At 53.5% G+C, this 17070-nt stretch carries 16 protein-coding genes and 1 tRNA gene; 12 read left to right on the top strand and 5 right to left on the bottom strand.

Features of this window, described 5'->3' with window-relative positions:
• Nucleotides 1–42 precede the first annotated feature (42 nt).
• The 5 genes from OGX81_RS17330 to yejF all read left to right on the top strand — a co-directional run bounded on the left by OGX81_RS17330 (nucleotide 43) and on the right by yejF (nucleotide 7234).
• A complete protein-coding gene (locus tag OGX81_RS17330) occupies nucleotides 43–1599 on the top strand; it encodes a cyclic di-GMP phosphodiesterase (protein WP_104868436.1) in 1557 nt (518 codons plus the stop codon).
• A gap of 109 nt (nucleotides 1600–1708) precedes the next feature.
• Nucleotides 1709–3523: an extracellular solute-binding protein gene (locus OGX81_RS17325; RefSeq protein ID WP_104868435.1), complete on the top strand. Its 1815-nt coding sequence runs from the start codon at nucleotides 1709–1711 to the stop codon at nucleotides 3521–3523.
• The gene (locus OGX81_RS17320; protein ID WP_104868434.1) at nucleotides 3524–4618 is read left to right on the top strand and encodes a microcin C ABC transporter permease YejB; all 1095 of its coding nucleotides are present in this window, start codon (nucleotides 3524–3526) and stop codon (nucleotides 4616–4618) included. It begins immediately after the preceding gene.
• Complete coding sequence (locus tag OGX81_RS17315; RefSeq protein ID WP_060815836.1) at nucleotides 4618–5643, top strand: ABC transporter permease; 1026 nt, start codon at nucleotides 4618–4620, stop codon at nucleotides 5641–5643. Before OGX81_RS17320 ends, OGX81_RS17315 begins: the two co-directional genes overlap by 1 nt.
• Nucleotide 5644: 1 nt before the next feature.
• Complete coding sequence (yejF, locus tag OGX81_RS17310; protein ID WP_104868433.1) at nucleotides 5645–7234, top strand: microcin C ABC transporter ATP-binding protein YejF; 1590 nt, start codon at nucleotides 5645–5647, stop codon at nucleotides 7232–7234.
• 3 nt (nucleotides 7235–7237) lie between these two features.
• Here the strand turns inward: yejF and OGX81_RS17305 are convergent, their stop codons facing one another.
• The 3 genes from OGX81_RS17305 to rsuA all read right to left on the bottom strand — a co-directional run bounded on the left by OGX81_RS17305 (nucleotide 7238) and on the right by rsuA (nucleotide 9856).
• Nucleotides 7238–7582: a YejG family protein gene (locus OGX81_RS17305; RefSeq protein WP_047462451.1), complete on the bottom strand. Its 345-nt coding sequence runs from the start codon at nucleotides 7580–7582 to the stop codon at nucleotides 7238–7240.
• A 335-nt stretch (nucleotides 7583–7917) separates the two neighbouring features.
• Nucleotides 7918–9108 carry a Bcr/CflA family multidrug efflux MFS transporter gene (locus OGX81_RS17300; protein WP_024130168.1) on the bottom strand — a complete coding sequence of 397 codons (1191 nt, stop codon included), beginning with the start codon at nucleotides 9106–9108 and terminating at the stop codon, nucleotides 7918–7920.
• Between the two features lie 49 nt (nucleotides 9109–9157).
• The gene (rsuA, locus tag OGX81_RS17295; RefSeq protein ID WP_047463976.1) at nucleotides 9158–9856 is read right to left on the bottom strand and encodes a 16S rRNA pseudouridine(516) synthase RsuA; all 699 of its coding nucleotides are present in this window, start codon (nucleotides 9854–9856) and stop codon (nucleotides 9158–9160) included.
• A gap of 150 nt (nucleotides 9857–10006) precedes the next feature.
• On the opposite strand from rsuA, the gene radD reads away from it, so the two are divergent.
• Both radD and rplY read left to right on the top strand, forming a co-directional pair.
• Nucleotides 10007–11767: a DNA repair helicase RadD gene (radD, locus tag OGX81_RS17290; RefSeq protein WP_104868432.1), complete on the top strand. Its 1761-nt coding sequence runs from the start codon at nucleotides 10007–10009 to the stop codon at nucleotides 11765–11767.
• Between the two features lie 125 nt (nucleotides 11768–11892).
• Nucleotides 11893–12177: a 50S ribosomal protein L25 gene (gene rplY / locus OGX81_RS17285; RefSeq protein ID WP_012131568.1), complete on the top strand. Its 285-nt coding sequence runs from the start codon at nucleotides 11893–11895 to the stop codon at nucleotides 12175–12177.
• A 130-nt stretch (nucleotides 12178–12307) separates the two neighbouring features.
• Here the strand turns inward: rplY and yejK are convergent, their stop codons facing one another.
• Nucleotides 12308–13315, bottom strand: coding sequence for a nucleoid-associated protein YejK (gene yejK / locus OGX81_RS17280; RefSeq protein ID WP_012131566.1), 1008 nt, complete (start codon nucleotides 13313–13315; stop codon nucleotides 12308–12310).
• 134 nt (nucleotides 13316–13449) lie between these two features.
• Here yejK and OGX81_RS17275 point away from each other — a divergent pair, with 134 nt between their 5' ends.
• From OGX81_RS17275 to OGX81_RS17255, 5 genes are all read left to right on the top strand, one after another.
• On the top strand, nucleotides 13450–13677 hold the full coding sequence (locus tag OGX81_RS17275; RefSeq protein ID WP_012131565.1) for a YejL family protein: 228 nt from the start codon (nucleotides 13450–13452) through the stop codon (nucleotides 13675–13677).
• Nucleotides 13678–13696: 19 nt separating this feature from the next.
• Nucleotides 13697–15457 carry an LPS biosynthesis-modulating metalloenzyme YejM gene (yejM, locus tag OGX81_RS17270; protein WP_104868431.1) on the top strand — a complete coding sequence of 587 codons (1761 nt, stop codon included), beginning with the start codon at nucleotides 13697–13699 and terminating at the stop codon, nucleotides 15455–15457.
• 73 nt (nucleotides 15458–15530) lie between these two features.
• Nucleotides 15531–15607, top strand: a tRNA-Pro gene (locus tag OGX81_RS17265).
• 205 nt (nucleotides 15608–15812) lie between these two features.
• On the top strand, nucleotides 15813–16052 hold the full coding sequence (locus OGX81_RS17260) for a DinI family protein (RefSeq protein WP_104868300.1): 240 nt from the start codon (nucleotides 15813–15815) through the stop codon (nucleotides 16050–16052).
• Nucleotides 16034–16288 carry a hypothetical protein gene (locus tag OGX81_RS17255; RefSeq protein ID WP_286487623.1) on the top strand — a complete coding sequence of 85 codons (255 nt, stop codon included), beginning with the start codon at nucleotides 16034–16036 and terminating at the stop codon, nucleotides 16286–16288. Before OGX81_RS17260 ends, OGX81_RS17255 begins: the two co-directional genes overlap by 19 nt.
• A gap of 141 nt (nucleotides 16289–16429) precedes the next feature.
• On the opposite strand, the gene OGX81_RS17250 is transcribed toward OGX81_RS17255, so the two are convergent.
• The gene (locus tag OGX81_RS17250) at nucleotides 16430–16984 is read right to left on the bottom strand and encodes a recombinase family protein (RefSeq protein ID WP_110494442.1); all 555 of its coding nucleotides are present in this window, start codon (nucleotides 16982–16984) and stop codon (nucleotides 16430–16432) included.
• Nucleotides 16985–17070: the final 86 nt, after the last annotated feature.

The following is a 17070-nucleotide window of genomic DNA, read 5'->3' as shown; positions in this document are numbered from 1 at the left end:
CATTTTAATCGCATTCGGTTACCTCAGGTAGAACCAGTAACTATGTTCACACGCGCCTCCTCGTCCTCGCGAAAAATCCTGCTCACCTGCATTCTCACAGGGGTCATCGTCGCGTTACTTATCAGTAGCCTGCAATTTTTAATGTCATGGCATAAACGTGAAGTCAAATACGACACGCTGATATCCGACGTACAACATTATCTGGTGAGCTACTTCGCCGACCTTAAAGCCACGACGGATGTGTTACAGCCCCTGACGCTTAATGACTGCCAGCAAGTCTCTTCCGAGCTGACCTCCCGCGCCGCTTTTAGCCTGAATGTGCGCGCCTTTTTGCTCGTCAAAGACAAAATCGCCTTCTGCTCGTCGGCAACCGGATCGATGGACACGCCGCTTACCGACCTGGTATCCAATATCGACATCCGCAAAGAAATTGATATGGCGATACTTCCCGGCACGCCGATGATGCCGGATAAACCGGCGATGGCGATTTGGTATCGCAACCCGTTATTAAAAGAGAGCGGCGTATTTACCTCGCTGAATATCAACCTGACGCCCTACCTTATTTACACCGCCCGACAGGAAGATTTTGATGGCATCGCATTAATTATTGGCGATACCGTGCTCTCGACGTTTTCTTCGCATTTAATGACCGTGGAAGAGCTGTCGGGTACGCCTTCGCGCCAGGCGACAATAAAAGGGCTGCCGCTGAAGATACAGTTATACGCCGACAGCTGGACCTATAACGACGTGGGCTATGCCCTGCTGCTGGGCAGTATGAGCGGTATCATCGCCGCCCTGCTCTGCTACTACATCAGCTCTATCCGCCTGAAGCCAGGGCGAGAGATCCTGGTGGCTATCAAGCGCGAACAATTTTATGTGGTCTATCAACCGGTCGTTGATACCCAAACGCTCAGGGTCACGGGTCTGGAAGTGCTGTTACGCTGGCGTCACCCTACGGCAGGCGAAATCCCGCCTGACGCGTTTATTCATTACGCAGAAGCCCAGCAGCTTATTGTGCCGCTCACCCAGCATCTGTTTAAACTCGTGGCGCGCGACGCCCCCGCATTGCAGAAGGTACTGCCTGTCGGGGCAAAGTTTGGCATCAATATCGCGCCTGACCACCTGCACAGCAACAGCTTTAAAGAGGACATCCGTCTCCTGGCGGAATCCTTACCGCCGCATCATTTTCAGATCGTACTGGAAATTACCGAACGCGATATGCTCAATCAACATGAAGCGGCTAAATTATTTGAGTGGCTGCACTGCGCTGGATTCGAAATCGCAATTGATGATTTTGGCACCGGCCATAGCGCCCTCATCTATCTGGAACGCTTTACGCTGGACTACCTGAAAATCGACCGGGGCTTTATTAATGCGATTGGTACGGAAACCGTGACCTCTCCAGTTCTGGATGCGGTTTTGATGCTCTCTAAGCGCCTGCATATGCTGACCGTTGCGGAAGGAGTGGAAACCCCGGAGCAGGCCCGATGGCTACGCGATCATGGCGTCAACTTCCTCCAGGGGTACTGGATTAGCCGCCCTTTAGCGCTTGAGGACTTCGTTCACTGGATGAATACCCGGCCCGCGCCGAAATGGTGACGGCACTCTTCTGCCCGAATGGATTCACAACAGAGGCTGCGTCACTTATTATTCAGGATTGACGCTTGCCTGACGGTGGCAGGTGATAAGAAAAGGAAACCATTTTCCGATGATTGCTCGCGTAATGCTTCTGTTTGTCGCCCTGGCCAGCTTTGGCGTACAGGCTCAGGCCATCAAAGAAAGTTACGCCTTTTCCGTGCTTGGCGAACCCAAATACGCCTTCAATTTTAATCATTTCGATTATGTCAATCCGGCGGCGCCAAAAGGGGGGCGGATAACGCTTTCCGCGACCGGGACATTCGATAATTTCAACCGCTATTCCATGCGCGGTAATCCTGGCGCACGTACCGAGCAGCTTTACGACACGCTTTTTACCACCTCTGACGACGAACCCGGCAGCTACTATCCGCTCATTGCTGACAACGCGCGATATGCGGAGGATTACTCCTGGGTGGAAGTGACCATCAACCCACGCGCCCGTTTTCATGATGGTTCGCCCATCACTGCCCGCGACGTCGCCTTCACCTTCCATAAATTTATGACTGAGGGCGTGCCGCAATTTCGTCTGGTGTACAAAGGCACGACCGTCAAAGCCATCGCTCCGCTTACCGTCCGCATTGAATTAGCCAAACCCGGTAAAGAGGATATGCTCAGCCTGTTTTCTTTACCGGTCATGCCGGAAAAATTCTGGAAGGATCATAAGCTCAGCGACCCACTCTCTAAGCCTCCTCTTGCCAGCGGCCCGTACCGCATAACCCAGTGGAAAATGGGCCAGTATATTGTCTATTCCCGGGTAAAAAACTATTGGGCTGCTAACCTGCCGGTAAACCGGGGGCGCTGGAACTTTGATACCATCCGCTACGACTATTACCTTGATGACAACGTTGCGTTTGAAGCCTTTAAGGCCGGGGCGTTTGACCTGCGTCTGGAGAATGACGCGAAAAACTGGGCAACGCGCTACACCGGTAAAAACTTTGATAACCATTACATCGTTAAAGACGAACAGAAAAATGAATCCGCACAGGATACGCGCTGGCTGACCTTTAATATTCAGCGTCCGGTATTTAACGATCGTCGCGTGCGTGAAGCGATAACCCTGGCATTTGATTTCGAATGGATGAACAAGGCATTGTTTTATAATGCCTGGAGCCGGGCAAACAGCTATTTCCAGAATACCGAGTATGCCGCCAGAAACTACCCCAGTGCAGACGAACTGGTCTTACTCGCACCCATGAAAAAGGATCTGCCGCCGGAGGTCTTTACCCGGATTTATCAGCCGCCAGTCTCAAACGGCGATGGCTACGATCGGGAAAACCTGCTGAAGGCCGATAAATTACTCACAGAGGCGGGATGGGTACTGAAAGGCCAGCAACGCGTTAACAGCGCGACCGGCAAAACGCTGAGCTTTGAACTGCTGCTTCCGGCAGGCGGCAACAGCCAGTGGGTTCTTCCCTTCCAGCATAATTTGCAGCGTCTTGGCATCACGATGAACATCCGCCAGGTTGATAACTCGCAAATCACCAACCGTATGCGCAGTCGCGACTACGACATGATGCCGCGACTGTGGCGCGCCATGCCGTGGCCCAGCTCCGATCTACAAATATCCTGGGCGTCTGAATACATTGACTCCAGCTATAACGCGCCAGGCGTGCAAAGCCCGGTCATTGATAAACTGATTGCCCAAATCATTGCCGCCCAGGGCGATAAAACGAAGCTGGTTCCCCTCGGGCGGGCGCTGGATCGGGTATTGACCTGGAATTACTACATGCTGCCAATGTGGTATATGGCGGAAGACAGGCTCGCCTGGTGGGATAAATTTTCCCATCCGGCCATTCGGCCGATCTACACCATTGGACTGGATACCTGGTGGTATGACGTCAACAAAGCGGCAAAACTTCCCGCCGCCAGACGACAGGGAGAATAAATGGGCACCTACCTGATTCGACGTCTGTTACTGGTGATCCCGACGCTGTGGGCCATCATTACAATCAACTTTTTTATTGTCCAGATCGCACCGGGCGGCCCGGTTGACCAGGCGATCGCGGCCATTGAATTCGGCCAGTCTGGCGCCCTGCCCGGCGCCGGTAGCGAAGGCGTTCGCGCCAGCCACGCCCAGACCGGCGTAGGGAATATTAGCGACAGCCACTATCGCGGCGGACGTGGGTTAGATCCCGAGGTGATCGCGGAGATCACGCATCGCTACGGCTTTGATAAGCCTGTTCATGAGCGCTACTTTAAAATGCTCTGGGACTATGTTCGTTTCGATTTCGGCGACAGCCTGTTTCGCAGCGCATCCGTACTGACGTTAATCAAAGACAGTCTGCCCGTGTCCATTACGCTCGGATTGTGGAGTACGCTCATCATTTATCTGGTGTCGATCCCGTTGGGCATCCGCAAAGCGGTATATAACGGCAGCCGTTTCGACATCTGGAGCAGCGCTTTTATCATCGTTGGCTACGCTATCCCCGCCTTCCTGTTCGCCATCTTATTGATCGTTTTCTTTGCTGGCGGTAGCTATTACGACCTCTTCCCGCTGCGCGGCCTGGTATCCGCCAATTTTGATTCCCTGCCCTGGTATCAGAAAATTACCGACTACCTCTGGCATATCACGTTACCGGTACTGGCGACGGTGATCGGCGGGTTCGCCGCGCTGACCATGTTGACCAAAAACTCTTTTCTGGATGAAGTCCGCAAACAGTACGTTGTCACCGCGCGTGCAAAAGGGGTGAGCGAAAAAAACATTCTGTGGAAGCACGTTTTCCGCAACGCCATGCTGCTGGTAATCGCCGGTTTTCCCGCCACCTTTATCAGCATGTTTTTCACCGGTTCGCTGCTCATTGAAGTGATGTTTTCCTTAAACGGGCTGGGGTTGCTGGGCTACGAAGCGACCGTGTCACGCGACTACCCGGTAATGTTTGGCACGTTATACATTTTCACCCTGATCGGCTTGCTGCTGAATATCCTGAGCGATATCAGCTATACGCTGGTTGATCCACGCATTGATTTTGAGGGACGCTGATGCCGCGATTAAGCCCTGCAAACCAGGCCCGCTGGGCGCGTTTTCGTCATAATCGCCGGGGGTACTGGTCACTGTGGATTTTCCTGGTGCTGTTTGGCCTGAGTCTGTGCGCCGAACTGGTCGCCAACGATAAACCGCTGCTGGTGCGCTATGAGGGAAGCTGGTACTTTCCGCTGGTCAAAAACTACAGCGAAAGCGATTTCGGCGGGCCGTTCGCAACGCAGGCGGATTATCAGGACCCCTGGCTGCAAAAGCAGCTTGAAAACCACGGATGGGTGCTGTGGGCGCCCGTGCGTTTTGGCGCCACCAGCATCAACTTTGCCACTGATAAACCCTTCCCCTCTCCGCCGTCCGCACAAAACTGGCTGGGAACCGACGCGAATGGCGGCGACGTGTTGGCGCGCATCCTCTACGGCACGCGAATCTCTATCCTGTTTGGTTTGATGCTTACCCTCTGTTCCAGCGTAATGGGCGTGCTGGCGGGCGCGTTGCAGGGGTATTACGGCGGAAAAATCGACCTGTGGGGGCAACGGTTCATCGAAGTGTGGTCAGGAATGCCGACGCTGTTTCTGATTATTCTGCTCTCAAGCGTGGTGCAACCCAATTTCTGGTGGCTGCTGGCCATTACCGTCCTGTTTGGCTGGATGAGCCTGGTCGGGGTGGTTCGCGCGGAATTCCTGCGCACGCGCAATTTCGACTACATCCGCGCCGCGCAGGCGCTGGGCGTCAGCGATCGCAGCATTATCCTGCGTCACATGCTGCCCAACGCGATGGTCGCCACGCTGACCTTTTTACCGTTCATTTTGTGCAGCTCGATTACCACATTGACGTCACTGGATTTTCTCGGATTTGGCCTGCCGCTCGGCTCCCCTTCCCTCGGCGAATTACTCCTGCAAGGTAAAAATAATTTGCAGGCGCCGTGGCTTGGGATCACCGCGTTCCTGTCCGTCGCGGTGTTATTGTCGCTGCTGATTTTTATTGGCGAAGCAGTACGCGACGCGTTTGATCCCAACAAGGCGGTATAAGATGACGCATCCTCTGTTAACTATTGAGAATTTATCGGTAGGTTTTCGCCATCAGGAGAACGTGCGCACGGTTGTTAACGACATCTCTCTACAGGTTGACGCAGGCGAAACGCTGGCGCTGGTGGGCGAATCCGGCTCCGGTAAAAGCGTCACCGCGCTGTCGATTCTGCGGTTGCTGCCCTCTCCGCCTGCGGTGTATCTCGCGGGCGATATCCGTTTTCATGGCGAGTCATTGCTCCACGCCAGCGAGCAGACGCTGCGCGGCGTGCGGGGCAATAAAATCGCCATGATTTTTCAGGAACCGATGGTATCGCTAAACCCGTTGCATACGCTGGAAAAACAGCTCTACGAAGTGCTGTCCCTGCACCGGGGAATGCGCCGTGAGGCCGCCAGGGCCGAAATCCTGAGCTGCCTGGATCGCGTAGGGATTCGTCAGGCCGCGAAACGGCTGAGCGATTATCCCCATCAGCTCTCAGGCGGTGAACGCCAGCGCGTGATGATCGCAATGGCGTTGCTCACGCATCCTGAACTGTTAATCGCCGATGAACCCACGACCGCTCTGGATGTCTCCGTACAGGCGCAAATCCTGCAACTACTGCGTGAACTGCAACGCGAACTGAATATGGGTATGCTGTTTATCACCCATAATCTCAGCATTGTGAAAAAACTGGCGGACACCGTGGCGGTGATGCAAAACGGACGATGCGTGGAGCAAAACCGTGCGTTGCCGTTGCTTAGCGCGCCTGAGCATCCCTATACGCAGAAGTTGCTGAACAGCGAACCCACCGGCTCCCCGGTTCCATTGCCCGGTGAGTCGTCGCCGCTGCTGGAAGTGAACCAGCTTCGCGTCGCATTCCCGATTCGAAAAGGGGTTCTGAAACGCGTGGTGGATCATAACGTCGTGGTTAACGAGGTGAGTTTCGCGCTTCGACCCGGTGAAACGCTGGGGCTGGTCGGTGAATCCGGGTCAGGGAAAAGCACCACCGGCCTGGCCTTGCTGCGGTTGATTCGTTCGCAGGGCAGCATCACTTTTGACGGCCAGCCGTTGCAAAATTTAACCCGCCGTCAGTTGCTGCCGGTTCGTCACCGTATTCAGGTGGTATTTCAGGACCCGAACTCATCGCTGAACCCCCGCCTCAACGTACTGCAAATTATTGAAGAAGGCTTACGCGTCCATCAACCGGCCCTTTCTGCCGGGCAGCGCGAAGAACAGGTTATCGCCGTCATGAAGGAAGTGGGTCTGGATGCTGAGACGCGCCATCGTTACCCGGCGGAATTTTCCGGCGGCCAGCGCCAGCGTATCGCTATCGCCAGGGCGCTAATACTGAAACCGTCGCTGATTATTCTGGATGAACCGACATCATCGCTGGACAGAACGGTTCAGGCACAAATCCTGGCGCTGTTGAAATCTTTACAACAAAAGCATCGCCTGGCTTACATTTTCATCAGCCACGATCTGCATGTTGTGCGCGCATTATGCCATCAGGTCATTGTACTGCGACAAGGAGAAGTGGTGGAACAGGGGCAATGTGAGCGTGTCTTTACCGCACCACAACAGGAGTATACGCGTCAGTTGCTCGCGCTAAGCTGACGCTCAAAAAGGATTGTTGTTCGAAAAGGGTTCCGCTATCGCTACGCCGAAATTTTTCAGGCGGCAGGTCGCGGCAAATTCGTCCTGACGATTAACAAACAGGCACGGCTCGCCTTCGCACTCCAGAACAGAGCAAGGCACTTCGATGTCGCTAAGCGCCTGGCTAAGTGTATGCATCACCGGCCATGCGCTATCGCCATCGGGACTCAGGAGTTTGAGCGCCACCAGACTGTTTTCTGTGTTCTGCCCGTTTTGCGGAATCGGTTCAACTTTTGAACCTGCAAAACCCGTTAACCACCGATAGTTCTGCGGTAAACGATGAATGATTGAGAGTTGTAATGTAGTCACTTTCTTTCCCCGGAAGCACATTCACTTCACAATTTATTTACATCCATATTAACACATCATTGACAACCCGTCCTTAAACAGATCGAAAACGCTTACATCCCTGGTCTGAGCGGCCTGTACAGCCCGTTATTAAAATATTTTTTGCCAGTGCCGGACGTATTTGCGGGCTATATGTACCCGTTTCTGCGATCTAACTCAACCTTTTTAACTACAATGATGTGACTTTTTACATAAATTGATTTTACATAAAATAAACATAAATGGAAAAAATGATGGATTTGACGTTGATGTACGTCAACAAAGGAAGCCTTCCGGCTTCCATGTTGTGTATTAGATCACCGTTTTTTCGGGCGGCTGGCGTAGAGATAGAAGAGAATGGAGCAGGTTGCGCAGAAAGCAATCGACCAAATCATCGGCCAGGCGGAGGTAAAGGTTGCCAGCGACAGCAGCGCCCCAACAATCGCGCCAATGCCAAACCGGAACGTACCGGCCAGCGACGAGGCGGTGCCCGCCATATGCGGAAATTCATCCAGAATAACGGCCATCGCGTTTGAAGAGACCATAGAAACGCATCCGACAAACGCCGCGACGCCAACCACCAGCGCCCAAAAGCCCACGCCAAACAGCGCGCTGAATACCATCCAGGCCGCCATCACAAACTGAATCCATAACCCGGTACGGAACATATTCAACGCCCCAACCCGGCGCACGAAGCGGCTGTTGATAATGGTCATCACAAACAAGAACACAATGTTCAGCGCAAAGTAATAGCCAAAATGCTGCGGCGACACATGGTTAATCTCGATGTACACAAACGGGCCGGCGCTGAGGAACGAGAACATTCCCGCAAAGCTAAATCCGCTGGCCAGCATATAGCTCAGTACGCGTTTGTGTCGGAACAGCGAGGCAAAGTTCCCTATCGTGGTACGAATATGGAACGGCTGACGGCGTTCAACGGGAAGCGTCTCGTTAATCAACAAGAAGATCATCACCGATGCCAGAATCGCCGCCACCGCCAGAATCCAGAAGATGTAATGCCAGCTCAACCACACCAGAACCCACCCACCAATAATCGGCGCCATCAGCGGCGCGATTGTCGTCACCAGCATGACGAATGACATCATGCGGGAGAACTCTTCTTTCGGGTAGATATCGCGCATCAGAGCATTGATCACCACGCTCGCCGCAGCGGCGGCAAGACCGTGGAAGAAACGCATGATGATCAACTGGTCGATAGTCTGCGCCAGCGCGCATGCCACCGCCGCCGCCGCAAACACCAGCGTCCCGCCGAGGATAACCGGCTTGCGCCCGAGACTGTCCGCCATCGGGCCGTAAATAAGCTGCCCCACGGCGAACCCCAGAATATAGGTACTGAGGGTCATCTGCGCGCTGCCCGCCGGTACGCCAAACTGGGCAGAAATCACCGGCAGCGCCGGAAGATACATATCAATCGACAGCGGCATCAGCATGGCTAACAGGCCAAGGATAAAAACAATGGCAAAGGATGAGTGCTGCCGGGTGGTCACAAATGAACTCCTGAATTTAGCGGGACGTAAAGCGCCTGGCTCACCGGGTCTATAAACCGACGCTGGCGATTTCTTCTTCGGTCAACGGGCGATACTCGCCAGGTTCGAGGTCGTCATCCAGCACAATTGCGCCGATGCGTTCGCGGTGCAGTTCGACAACATGGTTCCCCACGGCGGCGAACATCCGCTTCACCTGGTGGTAGCGCCCTTCGCTAATGGTCAGACGCACCTGCGTCGGGGTGATCACCTCCAGCACGGCCGGTTTGGTGAGGTCTTTCTCATTATGCAGTTGCACGCCTTTGGCAAACTGTTCGGCGGTATCCGCAGCTACCGGCGATTCCAGCGTGACCAGATAGGTTTTCTCACAATGATGGCGCGGAGAGGTGATCCGGTGCGACCACTGGCCATCATCCGTCATCAACACCAGTCCCGTGGTGTCGATATCCAGCCGCCCGGCGGCATGCAGCTTGTACGCGACAGGTTCATCAAGGAAATAGAGTACCGTGGGATGATCCGGGTCGTCCGTTGAACAGACATAGCCCTGAGGCTTATTAAGCATAAAGTAGCGCGGACCATTTTGCTGAACCAGCGTGTTGCCATCGTACTCGACATTATGTTCTGGCAGGAGTTTAAACGCCGCGTTTCGGATGATTTCGCCATCGACGATAACACGGTTACTACGAATCTCACGCCCGGCAATAGCACGGCTGACGCCGAGTTGCTGAGCGATAAATTTATCAAGTCGCATGAGTTTGATTTTGCCTGTAATAATACGGAAATCGGGCATAACGCCCGAAAAATGAAGCCGTTGTCCATCCAGTATAACGGGCTCTAACCATCGCTCAAGGGAAATGATTCATGGCATACTATTCCCTGTACCGTTCATCGTAGTGAGACCATGATTTTTACACTTCGTCCTTACCAGCAAGAAGCCGTGGATGCCACGCTCAACCATTTTCGCCGCCACCGCACGCCTGCTGTGATTGTCCTGCCGACCGGCGCAGGCAAAAGTCTGGTGATTGCCGAGCTGGCGCGAGTGGCGCGTGGGCGCGTGCTGGTGCTGGCGCATGTAAAAGAGCTGGTCGCGCAAAACCATGCCAAATATTGCGCGCTGGGGCTGGAGGCCGACATTTTCGCCGCCGGTCTGAAGCGTAAAGAGAGCCACGGCAAGGTGGTGTTTGGCAGCGTGCAGTCGGTCGCCCGTAACCTTGACGCCTTCCAGGGCGAGTTTTCGCTGTTGATTGTCGATGAATGCCACCGCATCGGCGACGATGAAGAGAGTCAGTATCAGCAAATCCTGGCGCACCTGAGTAAAGTGAATCCCCACTTACGTCTGCTCGGCCTGACGGCCACCCCTTTCCGGTTAGGCAAAGGCTGGATTTATCATTTCCATTACCACGGCATGGTGCGCGGCGACGAAAAAGCGCTCTTTCGCGACTGCATTTATGAGTTACCGCTGCGCTACATGATTAAGCATGGTTATCTGACGCCGCCGGAGCGTCTGGATATGCCCGTGGTGCAGTATGATTTTAGCCGCCTGCAGGCACAGAGTAACGGCCTGTTCAGCGAAGCTGACCTCAATCGCGAGCTGAAAAAGCAGCAGCGCGTGACCCCGCACATCATCAGCCAGATTGTTGAATTTGCCCAAACCCGCAAAGGGGTGATGATTTTCGCCGCCACCGTCGAACATGCCAAAGAGATTGTGGGTTTGCTGCCCACCGATGATGCGGCGCTGATTACCGGGGACACGCCGGGCGCAGAGCGCGACGTGATGATTAACGATTTCAAAGCCCAGCGCTTTCGTTATCTGGTGAACGTCGCCGTGCTGACGACCGGGTTTGACGCGCCGCATGTCGATCTTATCGCTATCCTGCGCCCGACAGAGTCAGTCAGTCTTTACCAACAAATCGTGGGGCGTGGTCTGCGGCTTGCGCCTGGAAAAACCGACTGTCTGATCCTCGACTATGCCGGAAACCCGCACGATCTGTATGCGCCGGAAGTGGGCACGCCAAAAGGCAAAAGTGACAACGTTCCCGTGCAGGTGTTCTGCCCAGCCTGCGGGTTCGCCAATACCTTCTGGGGGAAAACCACCGCTGACGGCACGCTGATTGAGCATTTCGGTCGCCGCTGCCAGGGCTGGTTTGAAGATGATGACGGGCATCGCGAACAGTGCGATTTTCGCTTCCGCTTTAAAAACTGCCCGCAGTGCAACGCGGAAAACGATATCGCCGCCCGGCGCTGCCGGGAGTGCGACACGATTCTGGTCGACCCGGACGATATGCTGAAAGCGGCGCTAAAACTCAAAGATGCGCTGGTATTGCGCTGTAGCGGGATGGCGTTACAACACGGGCATGATGGGAAAGGCGAATGGCTGAAAATCACCTACTACGATGAGGACGGCGCCGATGTGAGTGAGCGCTTCCGATTGCAGACGCCCGCTCAACGCACCGCCTTTGAACAGTTGTTTATTCGCCCGCATACCCGCACGCCGGGTATTCCGTTACGCTGGATCGCTGCGGCGGATATCCTGGCGCAGCAGGCGCTGCTTCGCCACCCTGATTTTGTCGTCGCCCGCATGAAAGGTCAGTACTGGCAGGTGCGCGAAAAAGTCTTCGATTATGAAGGCCGCTTCCGGCGGGCACATGAATTGCGCGGTTAATCGTACTTTTGATTGATGTGATAGCCATTTGAGTATAGAATCTCGCCCGCTTTTGCATACGCAAAGCAGATCACTTACCTGTTGCTGGGTCGCCTGTAACAGGAATTATTTAAGAGAGATTTTAAATGTTTACTATCAACGCAGAAGTACGTAAAGAGCAGGGTAAGGGTGCGAGCCGCCGCCTGCGCGCCGCTAACAAGTTCCCGGCAATCATCTACGGTGGCGCTGAAGCCCCGATTGCTATCGAACTGGACCACGACCAGGTTATGAACATGCAAGCTAAAGCTGAGTTCTACAGCGAAGTTCTGACCATCGTTGTTGACGGTAAAGAAGTAAAAGTTAAAGCTCAGGCTGTACAGCGTCACGCGTTCAAGCCGAAGCTGACTCACATCGACTTCGTTCGCGCGTAATCGCCAACAAGTTGAAGAAAAACCCCGCCACGGCGGGGTTTTTTTATGGTGCGCGACAAGGCGATGAACCGTAAGCCGAATAAGGTGCCTGCACCGCTATCCGGCGTTACAACACATAACGTCAAAACCGTTAATTACCGCCGGACGTCCGACGCTGGAGCTGATCGCGCAGGTTTGGCGGCGTTCCCTTGATCGTCAGCGTATCGGTCGCCGGGTCCCAGAAAATCCGCTCACCTAACAGCATGGCGTCGAAGTTGATGGTTAACCCACCGCCGCTCCCGGCATATTTCGTCAGCTGACGCAGCGTGCTGCGGTCCGCCGGGAAACTCTCTTCCAGCTCATAGCCTTTGTCAGCGGTAAATTCTCTGAAGCTGACTTCGCTGACGCCGGATAACTCTTTCGACAGCGATTCAAGCTCAATCTCTTCACCAGACTGCAATTGCTCATTGCAGTAGCTGTACACCTGCTGACGGACATTCTGACGTTCAGCTTTGTCCAGTTGCGCTTCTGCGGTGAAATCGTCCACCGCCTGCAACAGCCCCCGGTTTTGCGCTTTCGCGTTCAGCCCTTCGCTGGCGCCCAGGAAATCCATAAAGAAATCGGCCACTTTGCGCCCTACCCGGCCTTTCAGGAAGGTCAGATAACGGGTGGATTCCGGGTTCGTTTCCCATTCGGTCAAATCGATACGCGCCACAATATCCGCATGGTTAATATCCAGATAGTGCGTCGGGTTGATATCCAGGTTCTCATTCACGCGCATGCTGCTTAAGTTGTTCAGCACCGCCACCAGCAGATACTCCACCGCCAGATAACGGTAATGGCAGAACAGGACAATACCGCCGTCCGCAAACGGGTATTTCGCCAGTTCGTCGCGTAAACGGCCTGTCGCCGCACGGCTAAAGGCAAGAAAATCCTCCTCGCCCTGACGCTGCAACCGCAGCGTTTGCGCCAGTTCACTCTCTTCGCTGAACAGGCCGTACGCTTTGTTCTTGGCGCTATAGACCCGGTGCAGTTCAGCCACCATATCGACAACGGTGGTTGTCGGCTCCAGTAATGAATCGCGCAAGACCAGCTCAAGATTTTGCTCATCACGTTTGATAAGCTGGTGCAGGGCAATCTGGTTGATATCCAGACTCATGATAAACTCTCCTTTATGACCGGGCGGTATTCAATCACCTGACGGGCGGTGACGCAACAGGAGATAAAAAAGCAGAAAAAAAACTGTTGCTACGGTAATATGTTGCCCTTTCATGAACAAACTGATTGCGATTTATGCCACAACACTCCCGCTATAGTGACGAACACGTTGAACAATTACTGAGTGACCTGCTCAACGTACTGGAAAAACATAAGGCACCGACCGACCTTTCCCTGATGGTGCTGGGAAACATGGTCACCAACCTTATCAACACCAGCATCGCACCGGCTCAACGCCAGGCGATTGCGAACTCTTTTGCCCGCGCATTACAGTCTTCAATTAACGACGACAAAGCGCATTAAGGGAAACGAACGGCTATTTATGGTAACTCATCGTCAGCGCTACCGTGAAAAAGTCTCCCAGATGGTTAGCTGGGGGCACTGGTTTGCACTGTTCAACATTCTGCTGGCCATGGTGCTCGGTAGCCGTTACCTGTTTGTCGCAGACTGGCCGACAACGCTTGCAGGGCGTATTTACTCGTACCTGAGCATTGTCGGGCATTTCAGCTTTCTGGTGTTCGCCGCCTATCTGCTGATCCTGTTTCCTCTGACATTTATTGTCATGTCCCAGCGGCTGATGCGTTTTTTGTCAGCTATCCTGGCGACGGCGGGCATGACGCTGTTGCTGATCGACAGCGAAGTTTTTACCCGCTTCCACCTGCACCTGAATCCCATTGTCTGGGAACTGGTCATTAACCCCGATCAGAACGAGATGGCGCGCGACTGGCAACTGATGTTTATTAGCGTGCCGGTCATCCTGTTAATCGAAATGCTGTTTGCGACCTGGAGCTGGCAAAAGCTGCGCAGCCTGACGCGACGTCGCCATTTCGCCAAACCGCTTGCCGCGTTCTTTTTCGTCTCATTTATCGCTTCGCATGTGGTGTATATCTGGGCAGACGCCAACTTCTATCGCCCAATCACCATGCAGCGCGCGAATTTACCGCTGTCATACCCGATGACGGCGCGCCGTTTTCTGGAAAAACACGGTCTGCTGGATGCGCAGGAGTATCAGCGCCGTCTGGTGGAACAAGGCAACCCGGAAGCCGTTTCCGTTCAGTATCCGCTGAGCGATTTGCAGTATCGCGACATGGGCACCGGCCAGAACGTACTGTTAATTACGGTCGACGCGCTGAACTACTCCCGCTATGAAAAACAGATGCCCGCGTTGGCCGCATTCGCCGAACAGAATACGTCGTTCACGCGCCACATGAGTTCAGGCAACACGTCTGACAATGGAATATTTGGTCTGTTCTATGGCGTATCGCCCAGCTATATGGACGGTATTCTGTCAACCAGAACGCCTGCCGCGCTGATCTCAGCGCTGAACCAGCAAGGCTATCAGTTAGGGTTATTCTCTTCTGACGGCTTCACCAGCCCGCTCTACCGCCAGGCGCTGCTGTCAGACTTCTCCATGCCAACTGTGCAAACGCAGTCCGACGAGCAAACGGCGAGCCAGTGGATTAACTGGTTAGGACGTTACGCCCAGGAAGATAACCGCTGGTTCTCATGGGTTTCCTTCAACGGCACAAACGTTGACGACAGCAACCAGAAAGACTTTGCGAAACGGTATGCCCGCGCCGCAGAGAACGTGGATGCCCAGATTAACCGGGTGCTCAGCGCACTGCGTGACGCAGGGAAACTCAACAACACCGTGGTGATCATTACGGGCGGTCGCGGCGTACCGTTAGTGCAGGAAGAAAGCCATTTCGCCTGGTCTCGCGGCCATCTGCAAGTGCCGTTGATCATTCACTGGCCGGGCACGCCAGCGCAGCGAATCAACACTCTGACCGACCATACGGATTTGATGACGACGCTGATGCAGCGACTGTTGCACGTCAGTACGCCAGCCAATGAGTACTCGCAGGGACAGGATCTGTTCAACGCCACGCGCCGCCATTACTGGGTGACCGCGGCGGACGGCAGTACGCTGGCGATTACCACGCCGGAAATGACGCTGGTACTGAACAATAACGGCACCTATCAGACATACGATCTACACGGCGAGAAGATCAAAGACCAGAAGCCGCAGCTGAGCCTGTTGTTGCAGGTACTGACCGACGAGAAACGATTCATTGCTAACTGATTAATTATAAATCAGTTAGCAAGACATCCCCTTGCATTCGTGGTGGAAAGCGGTAGTATTGGCATCCACAAGTCGGCACGTAGCGCAGCCTGGTAGCGCACCGTCATGGGGTGTCGGGGGTCGGAGGTTCAAATCCTCTCGTGCCGACCAAAATCCCTTAGAAAAACCAACCTCTTACGGTTGGTTTTTTTATGCCTGTTTTTTGAACGGGGAAGCTTCGGGGTAAAACTGGGGTAAAAGCGCCGTCAAAACAACCATTTCACAGATCCTCTTAACATCGTCATCAACACCTTGACACTGTTTATTTATACAGTTTAAATTTAACTGTATATCCAACCAGTAAAAGGAGAATTTTATGTTTGTGGAACTCGTTTACGACAAACGCAATGTCGAGGGGCTACCGGACGCAAGAAACATCATTCTTAACGAGCTGACAAAGCGCGTACACCGGATCTTCCCCGATGCCAACGTGAGAGTTAAGCCAATGCAGGCTAACGCATTAAACAGCGATTGCACAAAGACCGAAAAAGAACGACTTAACCGTATGCTGGAAGAGATGTTTGAAGAAGCCGATATGTGGCTGGTGAACGAATGATGAGCATGGACAACATGATTATTGCCGGGGTAAGAATATATTTCCCGCTTGGCACCGATCTCCCTGTTCCAACGCCTGAACTCAGGACATTTGCCATCGTCAGCAAAGACCTGCCTGGACATCTGGTGCTTGAGTACAAAAACAGGCAGTGGGTTCCTGTACTGACCCGGCTTTTTGATGATTCAGCACATGCCATTTCAGCTATCACCAGCCTGAGTAAAAAGACGTGGCATTAATACCAGTTTCAGATAAAACGCATTGATCCGTTATGCCGGGCAGATACAATCCGCGGCGGCTGGCAACCATTCTATATTCGCACTATCGAACGATCGCCAGCTGGCCGCATCAGGGTCTTGCATACGCTCTGATGCGGCAATTTACCGCTCTCCTGCTGGAAATTTTTTATAGAGCGTGCATACAGCCACATCATAAATTATCGCGACCTGTTTTCTGTCTACACCGTTAGCTATCAGTCTGCCAGCCTGCGCCCACTGTTCTGCCGTTAACTTTGGCCTACGCCCTCCTATTCTCCCTTTCTCTCGCGCAGCGGCTAAACCTGCCCTGGTTCGTTCGACAATTAATTCACGCTCCATTTCTGCCAGCGCTGACATAATATGGAAAATAAAGCGTCCCATCGGGCTTGATGTATCGATGCTGTCTGTCAGGCTTCGAAAATGCACTCCTCGTTGACGCAATTCATCAACCAGCAACACAAGATTTCTCATACTGCGCCCCAACCGATCCAGTTTCCAAACAACGAGCGTATCTCCCTCTTTCAGGACTCGCAGCAGCCGTTTTAGTGCCGGTCTGTTTGCAACCGTTCCGCTCATTTTTTCCTCAAAAATCTGTTCACATCCTGCTCGTTCCAGGGCCTGTCGCTGGAGATCCGTATTTTGGTCATTTGTTGACACCCTGACATAGCCTATTTGCATAGTTTTTAATCACCTTTTTAGTCAAAAAAATCAGGTGAAGTTATCGGATGCATGGACAAAATACATTATAAAAAACGTCGGTTTAG

The sequence above is a fragment of the Citrobacter sp. CK206 genome, from assembly GCF_030333125.1.
GTDB classification, from domain to species: Bacteria; Pseudomonadota; Gammaproteobacteria; order Enterobacterales; family Enterobacteriaceae; genus Citrobacter_B; species Citrobacter_B koseri.
Note: the sequence above shows the minus strand (reverse complement) of the source record. Positions and strands in the feature narration are given on the sequence as shown.